This is a genomic window from Klebsiella sp. CN_Kp113, from assembly GCF_040064585.1.
GTDB lineage: Bacteria > Pseudomonadota > Gammaproteobacteria > Enterobacterales > Enterobacteriaceae > Klebsiella > Klebsiella michiganensis.
Window position 1 is genome coordinate 82,799 of the sequence record NZ_JBEAID010000012.1, and the last position, 22,801, is coordinate 105,599.

Genomic DNA, 22,801 nt, shown 5'->3' on the forward strand with positions numbered 1-22,801 from the left:
ACGGCAATGCACCCATCCGGGTGCATTGTTTGTCTGGAGTTTTAGTTTAACTTGTACTGAGGAAAACCTAATGTCCAAAATCGTTAAAGTCATCGGTCGTGAAATCATCGACTCCCGTGGTAACCCGACTGTTGAAGCCGAAGTACACCTGGAAGGTGGTTTCGTCGGTATGGCAGCTGCTCCGTCAGGTGCTTCTACTGGCTCCCGCGAAGCGCTGGAACTGCGCGATGGCGACAAATCCCGTTTCATGGGTAAAGGCGTACTGAAAGCTGTTGGCGCGGTTAACGGCCCGATCGCTCAGGCAATCCTTGGCAAAGATGCCAAAGATCAGGCTGGCATCGACAAAATCATGATCGACCTGGACGGTACTGAAAACAAATCTAACTTCGGTGCGAACGCCATCCTGGCCGTCTCTCTGGCTAACGCCAAAGCTGCCGCTGCTTCTAAAGGTCAGCCGCTGTACGAGCACATCGCTGAGCTGAACGGTACCCCGGGCAAATACTCCATGCCGGTTCCGATGATGAACATCATCAACGGCGGCGAGCACGCTGACAACAACGTCGACATCCAGGAATTTATGATTCAGCCGGTTGGCGCTAAATCCCTGAAAGAAGCCGTACGTATGGGTTCTGAAGTGTTCCACAACCTGGCTAAAGTTCTGAAAGCTAAAGGTATGAACACCGCTGTTGGTGACGAAGGCGGCTACGCGCCGAACCTGGGCTCCAACGCTGAAGCGCTGGCTGTTATCGCTGAAGCGGTTAAAGCTGCTGGCTACGAGCTGGGCAAAGACATCACCCTGGCGATGGACTGCGCGGCTTCTGAATTCTACAAAGACGGTAAATACGTTCTGGCCGGCGAAGGCAACAAAGCGTTCACCTCTGAAGAATTCACCCACTTCCTGGAAGAGCTGACCAAACAGTACCCGATCGTCTCCATCGAAGATGGCCTGGACGAATCTGACTGGGACGGTTTCGCATACCAGACTAAAGTACTGGGCGACAAAATCCAGCTGGTTGGTGACGATCTGTTCGTAACCAACACCAAGATCCTGAAAGAAGGCATCGAGAAAGGCATCGTTAACTCCATCCTGATCAAATTCAACCAGATTGGTTCTCTGACCGAAACTCTGGCTGCGATCAAAATGGCGAAAGACGCTGGCTACACTGCCGTTATCTCTCACCGTTCTGGCGAAACTGAAGATGCGACCATCGCTGACCTGGCTGTGGGTACCGCTGCAGGCCAGATCAAAACTGGTTCTATGAGCCGTTCTGACCGCGTTGCTAAATACAACCAGCTGATTCGTATCGAAGAAGCGCTGGGCGAAAAAGCACCGTACAACGGTCGTAAAGAGATCAAAGGTCAGGCATAAGCCTGTCTTAATCTGATATGAAAAAGCCAGCCTTCGGGCTGGCTTTTTTTATACCTGCAAAAGCGGCTACTTAAAATCTACCGCCATTTGCTGCGGGATAGAAAGCCCGCGCGTGGTCTGTACGCAGCGGTCAATGTAATCGGTAAAGCGCGGCGGTTTTGGCATACCCATGCTGAGCAGCTTGTCGTTGCTGAATCGTACGTTAAGCGTGGCGAAGGCGCCGTACAGGCGCATGGCTTTTAGCATCAGCCGTTCGTTGCAGGGGCCAAAAATAGCCTTCAGCTCACGGCGCATTTTGACCAGCGTTTCATAGCTGACCTGCGCGTATTTATCGCCGACCGGCGCCTGCTCGAGGGCGGAGGCCATCGCGTTATCGATATCCGCAAACCTTACGCTGTTTTCCTCTCCCGCGGAAATATGCACCACCTCTCCGCGCGCCAGCGGGCTGGTAAGCAGCATCAGCAGCGCATCGGCGCAGTAATCGACGGGGATTACATCGATGCGGTCTTCCATCGAACACATAAATTTTTGCAGCATCAGCCCCATGCTGAACACCCAGAAGATGCTGCTGGAGGGCTGACAGCCGTGATGAGTGTGGCCAACAACAATAGAGGGACGGGCGATCGCCAGCGGTAGCGTTGGGCACTCCTGCCGCATGAGACGCTCAATTGTTGATTTAGAGTGGGTGTACTCGACCAGATGCTCGGCGCGTTCACGAAACGCCGTGCTTTCCGCTACCAGCGAATCGGGGTCTGGCGAGCAGGACATCGCGGTGCCCACGTGCAGAAAGCGCTCAAGGCCGCCGACCTGAGCCATCCGCCGGGCAAACTGCAGCGTGCCTTCGACGTTGACCTTCCAGATAAGCGGATTATTACCAAATGAGGCGACGGCGGCGCAGTTGAGCACGTGGGTAACCTGATTCAGGCGCGGGTCGTCGAGAAAGGGCTGCGGATTGGCCAGATCCCCCAGCAGAATGTTGCCGGGCGTCAGGGCCGTTAATCTCTCTTCGCTAATATTGAATTTTCGCAGGTTTTCCTTTACCCGTTCTACGGCAGCTACACTATTATCTGCACGAACTAACAGTAATAGATTAGGCGCATTCTTTTTATTCAGAATGCTTTCTAACACTGCTCCACCGAGAAAACCGGTCGCGCCAGTAATTAATAATGTATTCATGAATGCAGTCTCATTATGGTTGGTTGACTGGATTCTAGGCGCGGAAAATTAAACGGATATTAAATGGAAAATGAACATAAGGTGCGGTTTATTAAGGTTATTTTAAGATAATTTAGCGTCGTGGATCGAATTTGACCCTAAGCTATGACAATAAATTCATTATTTCGTGTATCCATTTGTACATCGTTGAAATTTATTATTTTTAAGTTTGTTATTTTATTTTTGGCTTTCAAAATTATACATGTTTTGTTACACCAAAAATTTTAGCCGTGCCGCTTAATAGTCGCCTGATGATTATCAGGCTAATTAAATCAGCCGGTGCGGGATAATGGAATCGGCCAGCTGCCGGAGGTTTATCATTAAGGTTTAGGTTCTACCCACCACGCGGCGCAGCGCGGGACAAGATCTGCGCGGGCAAATCTGCGATAATGCGCGCTCACAACCCTAAGCAGAGATGATTATGCAGTACCCGATTAACGAGATGTTCCAGACCTTGCAAGGCGAAGGTTACTTCACCGGCGTTCCCGCCATTTTTATTCGTTTACAGGGATGCCCGGTTGGTTGCGCCTGGTGCGATACCAAACATACCTGGGATAAGCTTGCCGATCGGGAAGTGTCGCTGTTCAGCATTCTGGCAAAAACCAAAGAGAGCGATAAATGGGGCCCGGCGAGCAGCGAAGATCTGCTGGCTATCATCGGGCGTCAGGGCTGGACGGCCCGCCACGTGGTCATTACCGGCGGCGAGCCCTGCATTCATGATTTAACGCCGTTAACCTCTTTACTGGAGCAAAACGGATTTAGCTGCCAGATTGAAACCAGCGGCACCCATGAAGTGCGCTGCACGCCGCATACCTGGGTGACGGTGTCGCCAAAGGTGAACATGCGCGGCGGCTATGACGTACTCTCTCAGGCGCTACAGCGGGCTGATGAAATTAAACATCCGGTTGGACGCGTGCGCGATATCGAAGCGCTGGATGAGCTGCTGGCAACGCTGGCCGATGAAAAGCCGCGTATTATCGCGCTTCAGCCGATTAGCCAGAAAGATGACGCGACGCGCCTGTGCATCGAAACCTGTATCGCCCGCAACTGGCGCTTATCGATGCAGACGCACAAGTACCTCAATATCGCGTGATATAAAAAACCCTGATAGCGCAGGGCTATCAGGGTCTTATTCAGCTAAAGGCACTATCACTCGCCGCGATAGACGCAGCCCGCGGTGCAGGTTTCTTTGATCATCACCGCGCTCAGCAGCGGTACCCGCGGTTTCATCTGCTCCCAGATCCATTTTGCCAGCACTTCGCTGGTCGGATTGGACAGCCCGGGAATATCGTTCAGGTAGTAATGGTCGAGGCGATCGTAGATGGGTTTAAACGCGGCCTTCAGCTCGGCAAAATCCATGATCCACCCGGTATGGGGATCGACTTCACCGGTAATCTCCAGGCGCACCATAAAAGAGTGGCCGTGCAGGCGACCGCACTTATGACCTTCCGGCACGTGCGGCAGGTGGTGAGCGGCTTCAAAGGTGAAATCTTTAAACAGCGTGGTGGACATCTTTTCTTCTCAATATGGCAAAAAACCGCCGTAGGGTACCGGAAAGCACATTTTTTCGCATTAACTAAAACGGCCCTGAGCGGAAAATAGCCACATTCATCCAGCCTGTTCAAATTAATTGCCTATATTTCATGGGCTTATTTAATCGATTTTGTTGTTAATAACTATAACTAAAACAGGTTAGTCCATTTGGTTATTTGTTATTTCCATCCTTTATTTAGTTGTTACTATTTGCACCGTTAACCTACTCACTCGTCATACTTCGAGCCGCATGTGCGTTGGCAATAACTCGGCCCAGCCTTGGGCTTTGCCCTGATGGGCGCTGTGTCGCTGCCTGCAACTCGAATTATTTAGAGTAAATACATTATCTTCTGTTTATCACGCTGACAGGGCGTGAATCACAGCTTTGCTTACTGGAACATAACAACGCATGACGACACAGGCCCCACCTTCCAATTTGCTACCGCTGAGTCCGGAGCAAATGGCGCGCCTTCAGGCGGCCACGACTGACTTCACGCCCACCCAGCTGGCCTGGGTTTCCGGCTATTTTTGGGGGGTGCTGAACCAGCAGCCCGGCGCGGCGGTTGTTGCGCCAGCCCAGGCGGCTGAAGTACCGTCCATTACCCTGATTTCGGCATCGCAAACCGGCAACGCCCGCCGCGTCGCTGAAGCGCTGCGCGACGATCTGCAGGCCGCGCAGCTGAACGTGAAGCTGGTCAACGCAGGCGACTATAAATTCAAACAAATTGCCTCCGAAAAGCTGCTGGTCGTGGTGACGTCAACGCAGGGTGAAGGTGAGCCGCCGGAAGAAGCCGTCGCGCTGCATAAATTCCTGTTTTCGAAGAAAGCGCCGAAGCTGACCGATACCGCATTTGCCGTGTTTGGCCTCGGCGATACCTCCTATGAATTCTTCTGCCAGTCCGGCAAAGATTTTGATAATAAGCTGGCCGAACTGGGCGGTGAACGCCTGCTCGACCGGGTTGATGCTGATGTAGAGTATCAGGCCGCCGCCGCCGAATGGCGCGCTCGGGTGGTTGAGGCGCTGAAAGCGCGCGCCCCTGCCGCCGTCCCGTCTCAGCTGATTGCCAGCGGATCGGTGAACGAGATCCACACCAGCCCCTATACCAAAGAAGCGCCGCTGACCGCGACGCTGGCGGTGAATCAAAAAATTACCGGTCGCGATTCTGAAAAAGATGTGCGCCATATTGAAATCGACCTCGGCGACTCCGGCCTGCGCTATCAACCGGGCGATGCGCTGGGCGTCTGGTACCAGAACGATCCGGCTCTGGTGAAAGAGCTGGTAGAGCTGCTGTGGCTGACGGGCGAGGAGCCGGTCACGGTTGACGGCAAAACGCTGCCGCTCGCCAAAGCGCTGGAGTGGCACTTCGAGCTGACGGTCAACACCGGTAACATCGTGGAAAATTATGCCACCTTAACCCGCAGCGAATCCCTGCTGCCGCTGGTGGGCGATAAGGCACAGCTCCAGCATTACGCCGCGACCACGCCGATTGTCGATATGGTGCGTTTCTCCCCGGCGCAGCTGGATGCACAGGCGCTGGTCGACCTGCTGCGCCCGCTGACCCCGCGACTGTACTCGATCGCTTCTTCGCAGGCGGAAGTGGAAAGCGAAGTCCACGTCACCGTTGGCGTGGTGCGTTATGACATCGAAGGCCGCGCCCGGGCCGGTGGCGCTTCCAGCTTCCTGGCTGACCGCGTCGAAGAAGATGGCGAAGTGCGCATCTTCATCGAGCATAACGATAACTTCCGTCTGCCCGCTAACCCGCAGACGCCGGTGATCATGATTGGCCCCGGCACCGGCATCGCGCCGTTCCGCGCTTTTATGCAGCAGCGCGCGGCGGAAGGCGCGGAAGGGAAGAACTGGCTGTTCTTCGGCAACCCGCACTTTACCGAAGATTTCCTTTATCAGGTGGAGTGGCAAAGCTACGTCAAAGAAGGCGTGCTGAGCCGCATCGACCTGGCCTGGTCCCGCGATCAACAACAAAAAGTCTACGTTCAGGACAAGCTGCGCGAGCAGGGGGCCGAACTGTGGCGCTGGATTAACGACGGCGCCCATATTTATGTCTGCGGCGATGCCAATCGTATGGCAAAAGACGTTGAGCAGACGTTGCTGGAAGTGATTGCCGAATACGGCGCGATGGACGCCGAAGCGGCGGACGAATTTTTAAGTGAGCTGCGCGTTGAGCGCCGTTATCAGCGAGATGTCTACTAATGAGCGAAAAACATCCAGGCCCGCTGGTGGTCGAAGGTAAACTGACTGACGCCGAGCGCATGAAGCTCGAAAGCAACTACCTGCGCGGCACCATTGCGGAAGATTTGAACGACGGCCTGACCGGCGGTTTTAAAGGCGATAACTTTCTGCTGATCCGTTTTCACGGTATGTACCAGCAGGATGACCGCGATATCCGCGCCGAGCGCGCGGCGCAGAAGCTGGAGCCGCGTCACGCGATGCTGCTGCGCTGCCGCCTGCCGGGCGGGGTGATCACCACCAAACAGTGGCAGGCGATCGATAAATTCGCCGCCGATAACACCATCTACGGCAGTATCCGTCTGACCAACCGTCAGACCTTCCAGTTCCACGGCATTCTGAAGAAGAACGTCAAGCCGGTGCACCAGATGCTGCATTCGGTCGGGCTGGACGCGTTGGCCACCGCCAACGATATGAACCGTAACGTGCTGTGTACCTCTAACCCGTACGAGTCCCAGCTGCATACTGAAGCCTACGAATGGGCGAAGAAGATCTCCGAGCACCTGCTGCCGCGCACGCGCGCCTACGCCGAGATCTGGCTGGATCAGAAGAAAGTCGCCACCACCGATGAAGAGCCGATCCTCGGTCAGACCTATCTGCCGCGTAAGTTCAAAACGACCGTAGTGATCCCGCCGCAGAACGATATCGATCTGCACGCGAACGATATGAACTTCGTGGCCATCGCTGAAAACGGCAAGCTGGTCGGTTTCAACCTGCTGGTCGGCGGCGGTTTATCGATTGAGCACGGCAATAAGAAAACCTACGCCCGTACGGCGAGCGAGTTTGGCTATCTGCCGCTGGAGCACACTCTGGCGGTGGCGGAAGCGGTGGTCACGACCCAGCGCGACTGGGGTAACCGTACCGATCGTAAAAATGCGAAAACCAAATACACCCTCGAACGCGTTGGCGTTGAGACCTTTAAGGCGGAAGTGGAACGTCGGGCGGGCATCAAGTTTGAGCCGATCCGTCCGTACGAATTCACCGGCCGCGGCGATCGTATCGGCTGGGTGAAGGGTATCGACAATAACTGGCATCTGACGCTGTTTATTGAAAATGGTCGTATCCTTGATTATCCGGGTCGTCCGCTGAAAACCGGCCTGCTGAAGATTGCGAAGATCCACAAAGGCGAATTCCGCATTACGGCGAACCAGAACCTGATTATTGCCAGCGTACCGGAAGATCAGAAGGCGAAGATCGAGAAGCTGGCCCGCGATCACGGCCTGATGAACGCCGTCACGCCGCAGCGCGAAAACTCTATGGCCTGCGTGTCGTTCCCGACCTGCCCGCTGGCGATGGCGGAAGCCGAGCGTTTCCTCCCGTCGTTTATCGATAAAGTCGAGGCGGTGATGAGCAAACATGGCGTTGGCGACGAGCATATCGTTACCCGCGTTACCGGCTGCCCGAACGGCTGCGGCCGCGCGATGCTGGCGGAAGTGGGGCTGGTCGGTAAAGCGCCGGGCCGCTATAACCTGCACCTTGGCGGCAACCGCAGCGGGACGCGTATTCCGCGTATGTATCGGGAAAATATTACCGAGTCGGAAATTCTCGATTCGATCGACGAACTGGTAGGGCGCTGGGCGAAAGAGCGCGAAGCGGGTGAAGGCTTCGGCGACTTTACGGTGCGTGCGGGCATCATTCGCCCGGTGCTCGACCCAGCCCGTGATTTCTGGGAATAACATCCAGGTGCCCGGTGGCGAGCAGCGATCCGGGCCTGTGGGTTTTGTAGGCCGGGCAAACGCAGTACCGCCCGGCGAAACAGGCAAGCGAGGTTCTTATGTCCGTACTCGATCTAAACGCGCTGAACGCATTACCGAAGGTCGATCGTGTTTTGCAGCTGGCGGAAACCAATAGCCAGCTGGAAAAGCTGAGCGCGGAAGCGCGCGTCGCGTGGGCGCTGGAAAACCTGCCGGGCGAATATGTGCTCTCTTCGAGCTTTGGTATTCAGGCGGCGGTGAGCCTGCATCTGGTCAATCAGGTGCGCCCGGATATTCCGGTCATTCTGACCGATACCGGCTATCTGTTCCCGGAAACCTACCAGTTTATCGACGAGTTAACGGACAAACTCAATCTGAACCTGAAGATCTATCGGGCGAAGGAGAGCGCCGCCTGGCAGGAGGCGCGCTACGGTAAGCTGTGGGAGCAGGGCGTTGAGGGTATTGAAAAGTACAATGATATTAACAAGGTCGAGCCGATGAACCGGGCGCTGGAAGAGCTGAATGCGCAAACCTGGTTTGCGGGCCTGCGCCGCGAGCAGTCTGGCAGCCGCGCCCACCTGCCGGTGCTGGCGATCCAGCGCGGCGTGTTTAAGGTGCTGCCGATCATCGACTGGGATAATCGTACCGTCTATCAGTATCTGCAAAAGCACGGCCTGAAGTATCACCCGCTGTGGGATCAGGGCTATTTGTCTGTGGGGGATACCCACACCACCCGGAAATGGGAGCCGGGGATGGCGGAGGAAGAAACGCGCTTCTTTGGTCTGAAAAGAGAGTGCGGGCTGCACGAAGGCTAATGTAGCCCTGTGGGATTTCCACAACATCCGGCTAAAACAGCAGAACCCTTTTTTGACCTGGTAAGCCATATTGGCGACGATTTTACAGTAAAAAGGGTATCTGCTATCTAATTCTTCCGGCTTCAGCACACTGTTGTCATGGTGAAGCCTGGCGCTATGGTCATTCACCAGAATATAACCGCTGACTTGTCGCCGGGCCTCGTCCTTGTCTGCGTGGAAGGCTGAAAGATGGGCTGCCGGGATTTGCCTCGATTTTCAGCCTCCCGGCGTCATGGATTTTTCTGCAACTACAAATCTGCTTTGACAAAATCTCCATCGATCATGAACTATTATTCCTGGTCTTTTAAACTATACCCATTAAGAATATAAGTGATTTATGTTTCATTACGATATTATCTCATAATTATCCGTTGTGATTGAGGTTCTCATTTGTACCTTGCTTGACACAGGCCACAAATTGTATTTATATTTTTGAGTCAGGGCGAATGCAGAAAGAATATATTTCGGATTTTCTCTCATCATTCGAATACCACAATATTTTCTGAACGCCTCGATTTCCCCATTTTTACTGGCTGTTGCTGGGGAGTTTTTTCTTAAATAAAGCGCAAGGTAGCGTCATGTCATTAGAAAAGGAAATAGTACCTAAAGGTGATTATCATTCTTCCCTGGAAGTTATAGTCGAAAATAGTTACGCCACAAGTGCCGGTAAGCTCGTTGTCTACCTCGAAGGCGGTCATTTCAATCGGCAATTTGGCGCAGACGAGTTTGCGCTTAACACGCTATCTGATGCCGTTGCTTTCGGAAAAAAACTTATCAGTAAATATCAAAAAAATATCAAACTCGTTTACGGTATTCTGGTAGACGATCTCGGGATTGCCTGTTCTGAAGATAGCTGTACTCTCCCTCAACTCGAAAAGATATCAGAACCGCAAACGGCTGGAGAACTTCCTGAGGAAATTGAATTTTTTATCCAAAAAAATACTCTCATCAAACGCGATAAATTAATGCTTTTTTCCGAGCGAACCAGTAAAAATCGGTCCATCGAAAGTATAAAAAAGAAACTCAAGGACAATACGGAAGGATTATTGATTACTGAAAATGGATCTCATACTGAAATAAAGTTATCAGTCCCTGATGTCATTCCTTTTGTCTTAGCAAGAAAAAATGGTGACGTTTTTACTGCTAAATGTCCAGCTATCATTTTCCAACACTATAAAGATATACTTTTCAAACTTAAACAGCGATTTACAGAAGCCCGTGACTTTGTGATCATCGACTGGTCTGATTTTTCAGATCACAATAAGGTGGTACAAGGCCGCACCGCATTAACTGTTATGCAAAAACCGCAAAATCATAATCTCACCATCGCTAATATATTTTTTGGCGATGATGAAGGCCACATCGCTAAAATGGAATACAGTGCCGTATCGTCTATAAAAGCAGACCCTATGGTTGTCTAACAGGAAGTGGATATAAACATGATTTATCTGGATAATAACGCAACAACCAACATGGCTCCTGAAGTCCGCGCTACTGTTATACACTGCTTTGACGAATACTTCGCCAATGCATCTTCTGTCAGTCATTATGAAGGGATCAGAGCGCAAAATTATTTAGAAGAATGCAGGGCCATTGTGGCACAAATGATTGGGGCTAATGCGGAATTTATCACTTTCAATTCTGGTGCTTCTGAAGCAAATAACACGGTTATTCGAGCGGTGTCTGATTACTTCTTACACACCGGCAAGGTTCATATCATTACCAGTTCGATCGAGCACGAATGCCTGCTAAAAGTTTGTGAGTATGTCAGGCGACACGGTGTCGACATTACTTTTCTGCCTGTCGATCGTCTGGGACGCGTCTCCATTGAGGCTCTAAAAGAGGCTATCCGTCCAGAAACTCGACTAATTTCTGTCATGGCAGCGAATAATGAAACTGGTGTTCTACAGCCTCTGGATCAAATTGGAATTATAGCGCGCCAGCACGGTATATTATTCCATAGCGATGCCGCCCAGCTCGTGGGGAAACTCCCCTTCTCGGTGACACAGTCCAGCCCTGATTTTGTCAGTTTTTCAGCTCATAAATTCTATGGCCCCAAAGGCGTCGGCGCACTCTACAGCTCACGGCCTGACATCCTCCGGCACTCGCCACTCATTCATGGAGGAGGTCAGGAGTCAGGCATCCGTAGCGGCACAGTGAATCTTCCGGCTATTGCTGGAATGGCAAAGGCTGCTGAGCTGTTTATCTCCTCATATCCGCAGCGCATTGCGTTTCAAAAAGAGATGAAGAGTTATTTTATCGATCTCCTCGAATCAATAATGCCGGACGTTGTGATAAATGGCTGTAGGACGCAAAGCCTGCCTAATACCGTGAACTTCTCTTTGCCTGGCATTAAGTCCAGTATGCTTCTGAAAAAACTCAAAATGAAAGTTGCGCTCAGTAGTGCCTCAGCCTGTCATTCAACGGAACAAAAACCCAGCCATGTTTTAAGCGCTATGGGGCTGGATGATGCCTTGCTTCAAGGGGCAATTCGCATGAGCTTTAGCCATATGACGGAGCGTGAAGAACTTAAAACAGCAGTGGAGTTGCTTGCCGGTACAGCACAGCGCCTGGGGGGGATTAAATGAAGCCCAGAGTGCCAAAACGCTGGGTTGCCGAGCTATTGCTGGCCGTTGTCGCGGCGGGTTGGGGGATTGGTTTTCCGGTTATGAAAATGGTGGTCAATACCTATCCGGTAATGATGGTGTTAGGGCTACGCTTTCTGCTTTCGGCCTTCTTTTTGCTGCCGTTCAGCTTGAGAGGATTGGGAACATTATCGCGACAAACATTTCTGTCTGGTCTACTACTGGGTCTGCTATTGGGAACTTCATTTGTGTTCCTTATTTATGGTCTTCAGTTAACAACGGCCTCAAATACCGGTTTTCTTGCGGGGCTCAGTGTCATTTGGGTGTTATTGCTCACGGGACCATTGATGGGGAAACGCCCCTCTTTTGACGCGATATTAGCGACATTGTTTGGTCTTGCGGGTTTATATCTGATGGCCGATATCCAGGGATGGCAGCTCCATCTGGGAGATGGGTTGGTCGTTATTGGATCGTTGTTCACCGCCATACATATTATTGCGCTCGATCGTTTCTGCGCGCGTCATAATAATATGACACTAACGTTTTTACAGATCTCTACGATGGCCGTAATCTTTCTGGGACTACAGCACATCAGCGGAGGTGAGATTCTCCCTCGTAACTGGAGTAGCAAGCTTGTCATCGCGCTAGGGATAACGGCAGTCTTTTCTACTGTCATTGCTTTTTGGGTTCAGGCGCATTTCCAGCGGTATTCAACGCCAACGCGAGCCGTTCTGATTTACAATCTGGAGCCGGTGTTTTCCGCACTATTCGCACTCTGGTTATTGCATGAAACGTTTTCCGCCAATGTTATTTTCGGGGGAGGATTGATTCTGATAGGGATGTGCCTTCCGGGTATTCTGAAGATATTTTCGAAGCGCTCTAACGTAAATCCAACGGATCGGTTACGCGGATTGTAGCGGTGTGTTCAGACGGTGCCCAGCCAACGGTACAGGAAAACCCCTTTTCCCCGCAGGTTGACCAGCAAGCTGAATGACTTCTGGCTGTGGAGACGGCGAGAGACATACCGCCTGCTGATTGAGCGAGGATTGTTAAAAAAGCACTCCCGGAGAAGTGCTAGCGGTATTAAAAAATGAAAACGCATCATGGCGACAGTCCTTGTTGCCGGATTTTATCGTTAGTCTATTTTGAGGCGGGTCTCTTCTCCGCCTTCGCCAGCTCTTTCACCAGCGGTAGCATCACTTTCATCACATCGCGTCCGCGATGCTCAATACGCCCCGGCAGCGCTTTATCAATATACTGTAGGTTATCCAGCTGTACGTCATGCCAGCTCGTGCCCTGCGGGAAGCTGCGTGATTTGCTCCGCTGCTGATAACCGTCTTTCTTACCTAATGACCAGTTGGTCGCTTCCACCGACAGTACCGGGATCCCGGCGCTATCAAAAACGCTGGCGTCGTTGCAGCAGCCGGTGCCTTTCGGGAAGTCCCGGTTCATCCCTGGATTGGTGAAGGCCGCTATGCCGTGGCTACGGGCGATAGCCAGCGCCCGGTCGCGGGTGAGCTTGCGCACCGATGCTGGCGTGCTGCGGCCGCTATTAAAGTACAGCTTATCGCCCACGACCAGGTTATCGAGATTAATCACCAGCAGGGTGTTTTTCTTTTCCGCGTCGCTCATGCGCTTAAGCAGATTCTGCGCACCCAGCCGGCCTTCTTCTTCACCGCTGGTGGCGACGAAGCGAATACCGTAACGGGTAGGAACGTTCTTTAACTGTTCAGCAAGTTCCAGCATGACGCCGAGACCCATCGCGTTGTCGTCTATCCCCTGCAGGGTCAGGCCGCCGAGGTTGTTTTCAACATCTTTATCGCTCTGCGGCGCGTAGGTATCCAGGTGCGCCATGATAATAATCTGCTGGCGTGATTGGCCTTCATGAGCGGCGATCACCGTACTGCCGGTGGCGTTATGCCAGTTTTTACGCTGATTGCTATCGGTATAGACGTAGCGGGTATTGAAGCTGCGCACATCGCTCTGGTAGCCCATCTTGGCGAACTGCTGGCGGAGATAATCGGCCGACAGCATCTCGGCCGGCGTGCCGGTCATTCTTCCGGGATAAAAGGTGGCGATATGACGAGCCTGGGCATTGGCGGTTTCGCCCGGGGCGCTGAATGCCGGGGCGGCGGAGAAGACAAAACCTGCGCTCAACGCCAGGGGGAGCAGGCGACGGCACAATGCGGAAAACATAGGGGGTCCTTTAGCACTTAAAACAATTTCACCCGCGTAGTATGAAACTGTGACCGGGGTTAAACAATTTCAATCGCTCTTAAATGGTGGAAAAACCGCGTGTTAAGCACTTTTTGATATTTGCTTTCCCAGGTCGTTATTCTTTTGAGTAACAACTCATTCCATTTCGTAATTTCATTTGCTCTAAACCGCACCCTATAGTCGCTCTATTGCTGATTGTAAGAGAGTTGTTGCGCAGTGGAATACTTGCCGATATTTGCCGAAGTGAAAGACAGACCCGTGCTGGTGATCGGCGGCGGCGAGATAGCCGCGCGTAAGATTACGTTTTTGCTGCGTGCTGAAGCGAAGGTGCAAATTGTCGCCGAAACGTTGATACCGGAACTTGCCGAAAAGGTCGAGCGCGAGGAAATTCAGTGGCGGGCAACCGTATTCGAAGAGCAGCAGCTTGACGACGTATTCCTGGTGATTGCCGCCACGGAAGATGACGAGCTGAACCAACGCGTTTATGTCGCGGCTAACGCGCGCTATCGGCTGGTCAACGTCGTGGATAATCAGGCGCTGTGCTCGTTTGTCTTTCCATCCATTGTCGATCGTTCTCCACTGCTGGTGGCTATCTCTTCCAGCGGAAAAGCGCCGGTGCTGTCGCGGATTTTGCGCGAAAAAATCGAAGCGCTGCTGCCCACCAACCTGGGTCGGCTGGCTGAAACGGCGAGCTACTGGCGTCACCATATTAAAACCCATCTGAAAACCACCGCCGAACGCCGCCGCTTTTGGGAGCGCGTGTTTACCGGTCGCTTTGCCAGCCTGATGCTGGCGGGCAATAAAGATGAAGCGGAAAAAGCGCTGGAAGATGAACTTCTTCAGCCGGAAAAACGCCCTGGTGAAATTATTCTCGTCGGGGCAGGGCCAGGCGATGCCGGATTGCTGACCCTGCGCGGCCTGCAGGCCCTTCAGCAGGCGGATGTGGTGTTTTACGACAACCTGGTCACCCCGGAAGTACGTGAACTGGTGCGCCGGGACGCGGAGACAATCTGCGTCGGCAAAAGCGCCGCCGGCGTATCTGTACCGCAGCAGGAGATCAACCGCCTGCTGCTGGAAGCGGCGAAAACGGGCAAAACGGTGATTCGCCTGAAGGGCGGCGACCCGTTTATTTTTGGCCGCGGCGGTGAAGAGCTGCAGGCCGCAGCCGCAGCGGGCATTCCGTTTCAGGTCGTCCCGGGCGTCACGGCGGCGGCGGGCGTAACGGCTTATGCCGGTATTCCGCTGACGCATCGTGATTATGCCCAGAGCGTAACCTTTATTACCGGGCACTTTGGCGCTGAAAATTCGCCGCTCGACTGGGCGCGGCTGGCGCAAAGCGGCCAGACCCTGGCCATTTATATGGGTAGCCTGAAAGCGGCGGAAATCAGCGCTCAGCTGATCGCCAACGGCCGCGGAGGCGATACCCCGGTGGCGGTAATCTCGCGCGGCACTCGCGCCGATCAGCAAACGAAGACCGGCACATTACAACAGCTTGAAAACCTGGCGAAAGACGCCCCGATGCCCGCGCTGCTGGTGGTGGGTGAAGTGGTGCAATTACATCAACAGCTCGCCTGGTTTCAACACACCTCATCCTCAGACGCCTTCAAGGCTTCTGTAGTAAATCTGGCTTAAGGAACGGTTATGGACCAAAAACGACTTACTCACCTGCGGCAACTGGAGGCGGAAAGCATCCATATCATTCGTGAGGTGGCCGCCGAATTCTCTAACCCGGTGATGATGTACTCCATCGGCAAAGACTCCAGCGTGATGCTGCATCTGGCGCGTAAAGCGTTTTATCCAGGCACCCTGCCGTTCCCGCTGCTGCACGTCGATACCGGCTGGAAATTCCGCGAAATGTACGAGTTCCGTGACCGTACCGCTAAAGCCTACGGCTGTGAGCTGCTGGTGCACAAAAACCCGGAAGGGGTGGCGATGGGGATTAACCCGTTCGTGCACGGCAGCGCCAAGCATACCGATATCATGAAAACCGAAGGCCTCAAGCAGGCGCTGAACAAATACGGCTTCGATGCCGCGTTCGGCGGCGCCCGTCGCGATGAAGAGAAATCCCGCGCTAAAGAGCGTATTTACTCCTTCCGCGACCGCTTCCACCGCTGGGATCCGAAAAACCAGCGCCCGGAGCTGTGGCACAACTATAACGGCCAGATTAACAAGGGCGAAAGTATCCGCGTGTTCCCGCTCTCCAACTGGACCGAGCTGGACATCTGGCAGTACATCTATCTGGAAAATATTGAAATTGTTCCGCTGTACCTGGCGGCGGAGCGTCCGGTGCTGGAGCGCGACGGGATGCTGATGATGATCGATGACGATCGCATCAATTTACAGCCCGGCGAGATGATCAAAAAACAGATGGTACGCTTCCGCACCCTCGGCTGCTGGCCGCTGACCGGCGCGGTGGAGTCCAATGCGCAAACGCTGCCGGAGATCATCGAAGAGATGCTGGTCTCGACCACCAGCGAACGACAGGGGCGCGTGATTGACCGCGACCAGGCAGGCTCCATGGAGCTGAAGAAACGTCAGGGTTATTTCTAAGGAGCCGCCATGAATACGACTATTGCACAACAAATTGCCAATGAAGGCGGCGTTGAAGCCTACCTGCATGCCCAGCAGCACAAAAGCCTGCTGCGCTTTTTGACCTGCGGCAGCGTCGACGACGGCAAAAGTACGCTGATTGGCCGCCTGCTGCACGATACCCGTCAGATTTACGAAGATCAGCTCTCTTCGCTGCATAACGACAGCAAACGTCATGGTACCCAGGGCGAAAAACTCGATCTGGCGCTGCTGGTGGACGGTCTGCAGGCCGAGCGTGAGCAGGGCATTACCATTGACGTCGCCTATCGTTACTTCTCAACCGAGAAGCGCAAATTTATTATCGCCGACACCCCGGGACACGAACAGTATACCCGCAACATGGCGACCGGCGCGTCAACCTGCGACCTGGCGATCCTGCTGATCGACGCGCGCAAAGGCGTGCTCGATCAAACCCGTCGTCACAGCTTTATCTCCACGCTGCTGGGGATCAAACACCTGGTGGTGGCGGTGAACAAAATGGACCTCGTCGATTTTAGCGAAGAGACCTTTAACACCATCCGTGAAGCGTATCTGACCTTTGCTGAACAGCTGCCAGGCGATCTCGACATTCGCTTTGTCCCGCTTTCCGCGCTTGAAGGGGACAACGTCGCCAGCCAGAGCGATAAAATGCCGTGGTACAGCGGCCCGACGCTGCTGGAAGTGCTGGAAACCGTTGAGATTCAGCGCGTGGTGGAAAGCCAGCCGCTGCGCTTCCCGGTGCAGTACGTCAACCGCCCGAACCTCGACTTCCGCGGATTCTCCGGTACGGTTGCCGCCGGCAGCGTGAGCGTAGGACAGCGCCTGAAAGTGCTGCCGTCGGGGGTGGAATCCACCGTGGCGCGCATCGTCACCTTTGACGGCGATCTGCCGGAAGCGGCGGCCGGGGAGGCTATCACTCTCGTGCTGAAGGATGAAATTGATATCAGCCGCGGTGACCTGCTGGTGGACGCGACGGTCTCTCTGCCTGCGGTACAAAGCGCCAGCGTTGATGTGGTATGGATGGCGGAGCAGGCCCTAACGCCTGGCCAGAGCTATGACATTAAAATCGCCGGTAAGAAAACCCGCGCCCGCGTGGATGGCGTACGCTACCAGGTTGATATTAACAACCTGACCCAGCGCGAAGTGGAATCGCTGCCGCTCAACGGCATTGGGCTGGTGGATCTGACTTTCGACGAGCCGCTGGTACTCGATAAATACCAGGATAACCCGGTCACCGGGGGCCTGATTTTTATCGATCGTTTGACCAACGTGACCGTTGGCGCAGGGATGGTACGCGAACCGAACGAGCAGGCTCAGGCAGGCGCTTCGCAATACAGCGCGTTTGAGCTTGAGCTGAACCAGCTTATTCGCAAGCACTTCCCGCACTGGGACGCCCGCGACCTGCTGGGAGGCAAGTAATGGCCCGACATGACGAAAACGTCGTCTGGCACGCACATCCTGTCACGCAGGCGCAGCGCGAGCAGCATCATGGCCATCGCGGCGTGGTACTGTGGTTCACCGGGCTTTCGGGCTCGGGGAAATCCACCGTTGCCGGCGCGCTGGAAGAGGCGCTGCATCGGCTCGGCGTGAGCACCTATTTACTGGATGGCGATAACGTGCGTCACGGCCTGTGCAGCGATCTTGGCTTCAGCGACGACGACCGCAAAGAAAACATTCGCCGGGTGGGTGAAGTGGCGAAGCTGATGGTGGATGCCGGGCTGGTAGTATTGACTGCGTTTATATCACCGCATCGCGCAGAGCGGCAGATGGTGCGCGAACGTTTGGGCGAAGGGCGCTTTATTGAAGTCTTTGTCGATACACCGCTGGCGATCTGCGAAGCGCGGGATCCGAAAGGGCTGTACAAGAAGGCACGGGCCGGGGAGCTGCGCAACTTTACCGGAATTGATTCAGTGTATGAATCCCCGGAGCGCGCCGAAATTCACCTCGACGGTGAACAATTGGTAACAAATTTGGTGCACCAATTATTAGACCTGCTACGACAGAGCGATATTATCAGATCCTGAAACGGCAGCGGCATCATCACAGGATGCCGATCGCCAGGTCAACAGGATTCGATATGCGCAATACCCAGAACATCAGTATTATTCGTTCAGAACCGCCGCCGGCAGTCAGCGACGAGACCACCTGGTCTCTGTCGGGCGCTGCCGTTGGCTTTATTTCATGGCTGCTGGCGCTGGGTATTCCCTTCCTGATCTATGGCAGTAACACGCTATTTGTCTTCCTCTATACCTGGCCGTTCTTCCTGGCATTAATGCCGGTTGCCGTCGTGGTTGGCATCGCGCTGCATTCGCTGATGGACGGCAAACTTCAGTACAGCGTCTGCGCGACGATTTTAACCGTCGGACTGATGTTCGGTCTGCTGTTCCTCTGGCTACTGGGGTAGTCCTTTCTACGAATGAATCTAGCCTGGGTATCAACGGTAAAAATGTGGTACAGTCCCCGCGTTACGCGGCGTCGTCCGCGCGCCAGAGTAGAGAACTCGGGCGAGTTATGGGATGATGATGCCGTTTTTCAGGGGGCAGGATGGGTAAACTAACGCTGCTGTTATTGGCTTTGCTGGTCTGGCTGCAGTACTCGCTATGGTTCGGCAAAAATGGTCTGCACGACTATAGCCGGGTTAACGACGATGTCTCCGCGCAGCAGGCAACGAACGCTAAATTAAAAGCACGCAACGATCAGCTGTTCGCCGAAATTGACGACCTCAACGGCGGTCAGGAAGCTATCGAAGAGCGCGCGCGCAATGAACTCAGTATGACCCGCCCGGGCGAAACGTTTTATCGTCTGGTGCCGGATGCGTCAAAACGCAACCAGGCCGCGGGGCAACAGCAGAATAATCGATAAACAGGCCCAGGATTACAACATGGCAGCCACTTTTCCGGGCGTTTGCGCCGTGGTGCCGGCAGCCGGTTTTGGCCGCCGCATGCAAACGGAATGCCCTAAACAATATCTCTCAATCGGTAACAAAACGATTCTCGAGCACGCGGTCGCCGCGCTGCTGGCAAACCCCCTTATACAGCGGGTGGTGATTGCCGTCAGCCCGGGCGACGTTCGCTTCAGCCAACTGCCGTTGGCGAACCACTCCCAAATCACCGTTGTTGATGGCGGCACGGAACGCGCGGACTCCGTTCTCGCTGGCCTGAAGGTTCTTGGCGAAGCCGACTGGGTGCTGGTGCACGATGCCGCGCGCCCCTGCCTGCACCAGGACGATCTCAGCCGCCTGCTTCAGCTATGCCAAACCAGCCGTACGGGCGGCATTCTGGCCGCTCCGGTTCGCGACACGATGAAGCGCGCGGAGCCGGGCAGGGCTGCCATCGCCCATACCGTTGAACGTAACGATTTATGGCACGCGCTGACGCCGCAATTTTTCCCTCGCGAACTGCTTGTTGATTGCCTGACGCGGGCGCTTAATGAAGGGGCGACCATCACCGACGAAGCCTCGGCGCTGGAGTACTGCGGCTTTCATCCTGAACTGGTCGCCGGACGAGCTGATAATATTAAAGTGACGCGCCCGGAAGACCTGGCGCTGGCCGAATTTTACCTTACCCGTTCCCGACACCAGGAGAAGGCTTAATGCGAATTGGACACGGTTTTGACGTACACGCTTTTGGCGGTGAAGGCCCAATCATCATCGGCGGCGTGCGCGTACCCTACGAGAAAGGGCTGCTGGCCCACTCCGACGGCGACGTCGCGCTGCACGCGCTGACCGATGCGCTGCTTGGCGCGGCGGCGCTGGGCGACATCGGCAAGCTGTTCCCGGATACGGACCCGGCCTTTAAGGGCGCCGACAGCCGCGAACTGCTGCGCGAAGCGTGGCGGCGGATTCAGGCGAAAGGCTATACCCTTGGCAACGTTGACGTCACCATTATCGCCCAGGCGCCAAAAATGCTGCCGCATATTCCCCAGATGCGCATCTTTATTGCCGAAGATCTCGGTTGCCATATGGACGATGTTAACGTCAAAGCCACCACCACGGAAAAGCTGGGCTTTACCGGTCGCGGCGAAGGCATTGCCTGTGAAGCGGTGGCGCTGCTGCGTAAGGCGGAGAAATGATCGCTTTTGACGAACTCACTTATCTGCATGGAAAACCGCTGAGCCAGGGGCTGCTAAAAGCCAACCCGGAGGACTTCGTGGTGGTTGAGGATCTCGGCTTTGCGCCTGACGGCGAAGGCGAGCATGTGCTGGTGCGTATTCTGAAAAACGGCTGCAATACACGTTTTGTTGCTGACGCGCTGGCAAAATTCCTTAAAATTCATGCGCGTGAAGTGAGCTTTGCCGGGCAGAAGGACAAACACGCGGTGACTGAACAGTGGCTGTGCGCCCGAGTGCCGGGCAAAGAGATGCCCGACCTGAGCAAATTTCAGCTTGAAGGCTGTCAGGTACTGGAGTACGCGCGCCATAAGCGCAAGCTGCGCCTCGGGGCGCTGAAGGGGAACCAGTTTACGCTGGTGCTGCGCGAAATCAGCGATCGCGACGATGTCGAAACGCGTTTACAGGCGATTGCTGAGCATGGCGTACCCAACTATTTTGGCGCCCAGCGCTTCGGTATCGGCGGCAGTAATCTGCTGGGGGCGCTGCGCTGGGCCGAGAGCGGCGCGCCGGTGCGCGATCGCAATAAACGCAGTTTTTGGTTGTCGGCGGCCCGCAGCGCATTGTTTAATCAACAGGTTGGTATTAGATTAAAAAAACCGGAATTTAATCAGGTTGTTGATGGCGATGCGCTACAATTAGCGGGGCGCGGAAGCTGGTTCGTTGCGGCCTCTGAAGAACTGACGGAACTCCAGGCGCGGGTAGATAACCGCGAGCTGATGATTACCGCTGCGCTTGTGGGCAGCGGCGACTGGGGAAGCCAACGGGATGCGCTGGCCGCCGAGCAGGCGGCAGTGGTCGAAGAGACGCAGCTACAGGCGCTGCTGGTGCGTGAAAAAGTAGAGGCCGCCCGCCGGGCGATGCTGCTTTATCCCCAGCAGATGAGCTGGAACTGGTGGGATGACGTTACCGTTGAACTGCGTTTCTGGCTGCCCGCGGGCAGCTTCGCCACCAGCGTAGTAAGGGAGCTTATCAATACAACGGGTGACTATGCGAATATTGCTGAGTAACGATGATGGGATTCATGCGCCGGGCATTCAGACCCTGGCAAAGGCCTTACGGGAATTCGCTGAGGTTCAGATAGTTGCACCCGATCGTAACCGCAGCGGAGCGTCGAACTCCCTGACGCTGGAATCTTCGCTTCGCACTTTCACTTTTGATAACGGCGATATCGCCGTACAGATGGGCACGCCGACGGACTGTGTTTATCTCGGGGTCAACGCCCTGATGCGGCCGCGTCCGGATATCGTGGTTTCCGGCATTAACGCCGGACCCAACCTCGGTGACGACGTCATCTATTCCGGCACCGTTGCCGCCGCGATGGAAGGCCGTCATCTGGGCTTTCCGGCGCTGGCCGTCTCGCTAAACGGCTATCAGCATTACGATACCGCCGCTGCGGTCACCTGCTCTATTCTGCGCGCTTTAAGCCGCGAGCCGCTGCGCACCGGGCGCATTCTCAATATCAACGTGCCGGATCTGCCTCTTGAGCAGATCAAAGGTATCCGCGTGACCCGCTGCGGCAGTCGTCATCCTTCCGACCAGGTGATCCCGCAAAAAGATCCGCGCGGCAATACGCTGTACTGGATCGGACCGCCGGGCGAAAAGTACGACGCCGGGCCGGATACCGACTTTGCCGCCGTGGATGAAGGCTATGTGTCGGTCACGCCGCTACACGTCGATTTAACCGCCCACGGCGCGCATGAGGTGGTTAGCGGCTGGCTGGATCGCGTTGGAGTTGATACGCAATGGTAAGTAAACGTGTTGAAAGTCTTCTCAATCAGCTCCGCACGCAGGGCATTATTGACGAGCGCGTGCTGAACGCGATCGCCATGGTGCCGCGAGAAAAGTTTGTTGATGAAGCCTTTGAACATAAGGCGTGGGAAAACACGGCGCTGCCGATTGGTCAGGGGCAAACCATCTCGCAACCCTACATGGTGGCGCGGATGACCGAGCTTCTGACGCTAACGCCGGAGTCCCGGGTGCTGGAAATCGGCACCGGCTCTGGCTATCAGACGGCGATTCTGGCGCATCTGGTGCATCACGTTTGCTCGGTTGAGCGAATTAAGAGTTTGCAGTGGCACGCGCGCCGTCGTCTTAAACAACTTGATTTACATAATGTTTCAACCCGTCACGGCGATGGATGGCAGGGTTGGCAGGCGCGTGCGCCGTTCGACGCGATTATCGTTACCGCCGCGCCGCCGGAAATTCCGGCCGCGCTGCTGGCGCAGCTGGACGATGGCGGCGTACTGGTGCTGCCGGTTGGCGAAGAGCATCAGTTCCTGAAGCGGATCCGTCGGCGCGGCAACGAGTTTGTCATTGATACTGTCGAAGCCGTGCGCTTTGTTCCCCTCGTGAAGGGGGAGTTAGCCTGAACCCGGATTATTCCAGGTTTTTTTGCCTGCATTTAGGCATAG

At 54.7% G+C, this 22,801-nt stretch carries 22 protein-coding genes; 19 read left to right on the top strand and 3 right to left on the bottom strand.

The features are described 5' to 3' along the window. Positions 1-70 precede the first annotated feature (70 nt). Positions 71-1,369, top strand: coding sequence for a phosphopyruvate hydratase (eno, locus tag ABLV30_RS06210; RefSeq protein WP_004124327.1), 1,299 nt, complete (start codon positions 71-73; stop codon positions 1,367-1,369). Between the two features lie 66 nt (positions 1,370-1,435). Here eno and ABLV30_RS06215 read toward each other — a convergent pair whose 3' ends face one another. Further along, on the bottom strand, positions 1,436-2,545 hold the full coding sequence (locus tag ABLV30_RS06215) for an SDR family oxidoreductase (protein ID WP_025106430.1): 1,110 nt from the start codon (positions 2,543-2,545) through the stop codon (positions 1,436-1,438). Between the two features lie 460 nt (positions 2,546-3,005). Here ABLV30_RS06215 and queE point away from each other — a divergent pair, with 460 nt between their 5' ends. Continuing rightward, positions 3,006-3,677 (top strand): 7-carboxy-7-deazaguanine synthase QueE, encoded by a 672-nt coding sequence (gene queE, locus ABLV30_RS06220; protein ID WP_004124321.1) that lies wholly within the window; start codon positions 3,006-3,008, stop codon positions 3,675-3,677. 56 nt (positions 3,678-3,733) lie between these two features. Here the strand turns inward: queE and queD are convergent, their stop codons facing one another. Further along, positions 3,734-4,096: a 6-carboxytetrahydropterin synthase QueD gene (queD, locus tag ABLV30_RS06225; RefSeq protein ID WP_004853637.1), complete on the bottom strand. Its 363-nt coding sequence runs from the start codon at positions 4,094-4,096 to the stop codon at positions 3,734-3,736. Between the two features lie 430 nt (positions 4,097-4,526). On the opposite strand from queD, the gene cysJ reads away from it, so the two are divergent. From cysJ to ABLV30_RS06255, 6 genes are all read left to right on the top strand, one after another. Then, positions 4,527-6,326 carry an NADPH-dependent assimilatory sulfite reductase flavoprotein subunit gene (gene cysJ / locus ABLV30_RS06230; protein WP_064374714.1) on the top strand — a complete coding sequence of 600 codons (1,800 nt, stop codon included), beginning with the start codon at positions 4,527-4,529 and terminating at the stop codon, positions 6,324-6,326. Then, entirely contained in the window at positions 6,326-8,038 is a 1,713-nt protein-coding gene (cysI, locus tag ABLV30_RS06235; protein ID WP_004853633.1) for an assimilatory sulfite reductase (NADPH) hemoprotein subunit, read from the top strand. Before cysJ ends, cysI begins: the two co-directional genes overlap by 1 nt. A gap of 98 nt (positions 8,039-8,136) precedes the next feature. Next, positions 8,137-8,871, top strand: a complete 735-nt coding sequence (gene cysH / locus ABLV30_RS06240) for a phosphoadenosine phosphosulfate reductase (protein WP_014226592.1) — start codon at positions 8,137-8,139, stop codon at positions 8,869-8,871. Positions 8,872-9,488: 617 nt separating this feature from the next. Next, positions 9,489-10,331 carry a hypothetical protein gene (locus ABLV30_RS06245; RefSeq protein WP_224225975.1) on the top strand — a complete coding sequence of 281 codons (843 nt, stop codon included), beginning with the start codon at positions 9,489-9,491 and terminating at the stop codon, positions 10,329-10,331. Positions 10,332-10,349: 18 nt separating this feature from the next. Further along, on the top strand, positions 10,350-11,498 hold the full coding sequence (locus tag ABLV30_RS06250) for a cysteine desulfurase family protein (protein ID WP_025106434.1): 1,149 nt from the start codon (positions 10,350-10,352) through the stop codon (positions 11,496-11,498). Then, positions 11,495-12,412, top strand: coding sequence for a DMT family transporter (locus ABLV30_RS06255; RefSeq protein WP_048260287.1), 918 nt, complete (start codon positions 11,495-11,497; stop codon positions 12,410-12,412). Before ABLV30_RS06250 ends, ABLV30_RS06255 begins: the two co-directional genes overlap by 4 nt. 223 nt (positions 12,413-12,635) lie before the next feature. On the opposite strand, the gene ABLV30_RS06260 is transcribed toward ABLV30_RS06255, so the two are convergent. Then, the gene (locus ABLV30_RS06260; RefSeq protein WP_048260283.1) at positions 12,636-13,691 is read right to left on the bottom strand and encodes an aminopeptidase; all 1,056 of its coding nucleotides are present in this window, start codon (positions 13,689-13,691) and stop codon (positions 12,636-12,638) included. Between the two features lie 246 nt (positions 13,692-13,937). Between ABLV30_RS06260 and cysG the strand changes: the two genes are divergently transcribed. From cysG to ABLV30_RS06315, 11 genes are all read left to right on the top strand, one after another. Then, complete coding sequence (gene cysG, locus ABLV30_RS06265) at positions 13,938-15,344, top strand: siroheme synthase CysG (protein ID WP_163520894.1); 1,407 nt, start codon at positions 13,938-13,940, stop codon at positions 15,342-15,344. Between the two features lie 9 nt (positions 15,345-15,353). Next, positions 15,354-16,262: a sulfate adenylyltransferase subunit CysD gene (gene cysD, locus ABLV30_RS06270; protein ID WP_004104981.1), complete on the top strand. Its 909-nt coding sequence runs from the start codon at positions 15,354-15,356 to the stop codon at positions 16,260-16,262. Between the two features lie 9 nt (positions 16,263-16,271). Further along, the gene (cysN, locus tag ABLV30_RS06275; RefSeq protein WP_014226587.1) at positions 16,272-17,699 is read left to right on the top strand and encodes a sulfate adenylyltransferase subunit CysN; all 1,428 of its coding nucleotides are present in this window, start codon (positions 16,272-16,274) and stop codon (positions 17,697-17,699) included. Next, positions 17,699-18,304 (top strand): adenylyl-sulfate kinase, encoded by a 606-nt coding sequence (gene cysC / locus ABLV30_RS06280; RefSeq protein ID WP_004853621.1) that lies wholly within the window; start codon positions 17,699-17,701, stop codon positions 18,302-18,304. Before cysN ends, cysC begins: the two co-directional genes overlap by 1 nt. A gap of 53 nt (positions 18,305-18,357) precedes the next feature. Continuing rightward, the gene (locus ABLV30_RS06285) at positions 18,358-18,684 is read left to right on the top strand and encodes a DUF3561 family protein (RefSeq protein WP_014839365.1); all 327 of its coding nucleotides are present in this window, start codon (positions 18,358-18,360) and stop codon (positions 18,682-18,684) included. Between the two features lie 140 nt (positions 18,685-18,824). Further along, on the top strand, positions 18,825-19,142 hold the full coding sequence (ftsB, locus tag ABLV30_RS06290; RefSeq protein WP_004104977.1) for a cell division protein FtsB: 318 nt from the start codon (positions 18,825-18,827) through the stop codon (positions 19,140-19,142). A gap of 19 nt (positions 19,143-19,161) precedes the next feature. After that, complete coding sequence (ispD, locus tag ABLV30_RS06295) at positions 19,162-19,872, top strand: 2-C-methyl-D-erythritol 4-phosphate cytidylyltransferase (RefSeq protein WP_004853617.1); 711 nt, start codon at positions 19,162-19,164, stop codon at positions 19,870-19,872. Further along, positions 19,872-20,351 carry a 2-C-methyl-D-erythritol 2,4-cyclodiphosphate synthase gene (gene ispF, locus ABLV30_RS06300; RefSeq protein ID WP_004853615.1) on the top strand — a complete coding sequence of 160 codons (480 nt, stop codon included), beginning with the start codon at positions 19,872-19,874 and terminating at the stop codon, positions 20,349-20,351. Before ispD ends, ispF begins: the two co-directional genes overlap by 1 nt. Continuing rightward, positions 20,348-21,397, top strand: coding sequence for a tRNA pseudouridine(13) synthase TruD (gene truD / locus ABLV30_RS06305; protein ID WP_014226586.1), 1,050 nt, complete (start codon positions 20,348-20,350; stop codon positions 21,395-21,397). Before ispF ends, truD begins: the two co-directional genes overlap by 4 nt. Further along, a complete protein-coding gene (gene surE / locus ABLV30_RS06310; RefSeq protein ID WP_004124266.1) occupies positions 21,378-22,139 on the top strand; it encodes a 5'/3'-nucleotidase SurE in 762 nt (253 codons plus the stop codon). Before truD ends, surE begins: the two co-directional genes overlap by 20 nt. Further along, on the top strand, positions 22,133-22,759 hold the full coding sequence (locus tag ABLV30_RS06315) for a protein-L-isoaspartate(D-aspartate) O-methyltransferase (protein WP_009651549.1): 627 nt from the start codon (positions 22,133-22,135) through the stop codon (positions 22,757-22,759). Before surE ends, ABLV30_RS06315 begins: the two co-directional genes overlap by 7 nt. Positions 22,760-22,801 lie beyond the last annotated feature (42 nt).

Excerpts from the sequence above, each read along its gene's own strand:
- eno (WP_004124327.1), top strand. The coding sequence starts at position 71 with ATGTCCAAAATCGTTAAAGTCATCGGTCGTGAAATCATCGACTCCCGT.
- ABLV30_RS06215 (WP_025106430.1), bottom strand. The coding sequence starts at position 2,545 with ATGAATACATTATTAATTACTGGCGCGACCGGTTTTCTCGGTGGAGCA.
- queE (WP_004124321.1), top strand. The coding sequence starts at position 3,006 with ATGCAGTACCCGATTAACGAGATGTTCCAGACCTTGCAAGGCGAAGGT.
- queD (WP_004853637.1), bottom strand. The coding sequence starts at position 4,096 with ATGTCCACCACGCTGTTTAAAGATTTCACCTTTGAAGCCGCTCACCAC.
- cysJ (WP_064374714.1), top strand. The coding sequence starts at position 4,527 with ATGACGACACAGGCCCCACCTTCCAATTTGCTACCGCTGAGTCCGGAG.
- cysI (WP_004853633.1), top strand. The coding sequence starts at position 6,326 with ATGAGCGAAAAACATCCAGGCCCGCTGGTGGTCGAAGGTAAACTGACT.
- cysH (WP_014226592.1), top strand. The coding sequence starts at position 8,137 with ATGTCCGTACTCGATCTAAACGCGCTGAACGCATTACCGAAGGTCGAT.
- ABLV30_RS06245 (WP_224225975.1), top strand. The coding sequence starts at position 9,489 with ATGTCATTAGAAAAGGAAATAGTACCTAAAGGTGATTATCATTCTTCC.
- ABLV30_RS06250 (WP_025106434.1), top strand. The coding sequence starts at position 10,350 with ATGATTTATCTGGATAATAACGCAACAACCAACATGGCTCCTGAAGTC.
- ABLV30_RS06255 (WP_048260287.1), top strand. The coding sequence starts at position 11,495 with ATGAAGCCCAGAGTGCCAAAACGCTGGGTTGCCGAGCTATTGCTGGCC.
- ABLV30_RS06260 (WP_048260283.1), bottom strand. The coding sequence starts at position 13,691 with ATGTTTTCCGCATTGTGCCGTCGCCTGCTCCCCCTGGCGTTGAGCGCA.
- cysD (WP_004104981.1), top strand. The coding sequence starts at position 15,354 with ATGGACCAAAAACGACTTACTCACCTGCGGCAACTGGAGGCGGAAAGC.
- cysN (WP_014226587.1), top strand. The coding sequence starts at position 16,272 with ATGAATACGACTATTGCACAACAAATTGCCAATGAAGGCGGCGTTGAA.
- cysC (WP_004853621.1), top strand. The coding sequence starts at position 17,699 with ATGGCCCGACATGACGAAAACGTCGTCTGGCACGCACATCCTGTCACG.
- ABLV30_RS06285 (WP_014839365.1), top strand. The coding sequence starts at position 18,358 with ATGCGCAATACCCAGAACATCAGTATTATTCGTTCAGAACCGCCGCCG.
- ftsB (WP_004104977.1), top strand. The coding sequence starts at position 18,825 with ATGGGTAAACTAACGCTGCTGTTATTGGCTTTGCTGGTCTGGCTGCAG.
- ispD (WP_004853617.1), top strand. The coding sequence starts at position 19,162 with ATGGCAGCCACTTTTCCGGGCGTTTGCGCCGTGGTGCCGGCAGCCGGT.
- ispF (WP_004853615.1), top strand. The coding sequence starts at position 19,872 with ATGCGAATTGGACACGGTTTTGACGTACACGCTTTTGGCGGTGAAGGC.
- truD (WP_014226586.1), top strand. The coding sequence starts at position 20,348 with ATGATCGCTTTTGACGAACTCACTTATCTGCATGGAAAACCGCTGAGC.
- surE (WP_004124266.1), top strand. The coding sequence starts at position 21,378 with ATGCGAATATTGCTGAGTAACGATGATGGGATTCATGCGCCGGGCATT.
- ABLV30_RS06315 (WP_009651549.1), top strand. The coding sequence starts at position 22,133 with ATGGTAAGTAAACGTGTTGAAAGTCTTCTCAATCAGCTCCGCACGCAG.